This window comes from Delftia sp. JD2, from assembly GCF_001682645.1.
Lineage (GTDB): Bacteria > Pseudomonadota > Gammaproteobacteria > Burkholderiales > Burkholderiaceae_C > Comamonas > Comamonas acidovorans.
In genome coordinates, this window is the sequence record NZ_LFJT01000134.1 from 1 (window position 1) to 862 (window position 862).

The 862-nt window shown below is 65.0% G+C and carries 1 protein-coding gene; it reads left to right on the forward strand.

The window, feature by feature from the left end; all coding sequences use genetic code 11:
• Positions 1-862: hypothetical protein (locus ACM14_RS31025; RefSeq protein ID WP_139093540.1), on the forward strand; the 862-nt coding region annotated here is incomplete at both ends.

Sequence of the window (862 nt, forward strand, 5' to 3'; positions counted from 1 at the left end):
GACGGTCACCAAAGCCAACCCCGGCAGCTTGGCTGTGGGCACGCCCTTCAACTACGCGTTCTCCGTGTCCAACGCCGCTGGAGCGTTTGGTCCCGCCACCAGCGTGACCATCAAGGACCTGGTGCCTGCGGGGATCAGCATCACGGGCGTGCCGACCGGTGCAAACGTGGCCAGCGCGACCTGCACGCCCAACACCTTCCCGTTTGCGGGTAACGGTAGTTCCGTCCTGACGTGTACGGTGAACTTCACTGCGGCAGTGGCAGCGGGTGGCAGCACCAGCTTCAATCTGCCAGCTGTTCCGACGGCTGTGGGTTCGAGCACGAACACGGCTTCCTACGATCCGTCGGGTGGCATCAGCCCTGTCAATCCGACGGCAGGGTGCACAACAGACTGCGCGTCGACACCCACCACACCGGTCACGCCTGGTACGCCTGCGCTGACGGTCACCAAAGCCAACCCCGGTAGCTTGGCTGTGGGGACTGCGTTCAACTACGCCTTCACGGTAGCGAATGCGGCTGGAGCGTTTGGCCCTGCCAACAGCGTGACCATCAAGGACCTGGTGCCTGCAGGCATCAGCATCACGGGCGTGCCGACCGGCGCAAACGTGGCCAGTGCGACCTGCACGCCCAATACCTTCCCGTTTGCGGGTAACGGCAGCTCCGTGCTGACGTGTACGGTGAACTTCACTGCGGCAGTGGCGGCCGGTGGCAACACCAGCTTCAACCTGCCGGCTGTGCCGACGGCGGTGGGTTCGAGCACGAACACGGCCTCCTACGATCCGTCCGGCGGCATCAGCCCGGTCAATCCGACGGCCGGTTGCACGACGGATTGCGCATCGACGCCTTCCACGCCGGTGACGCCT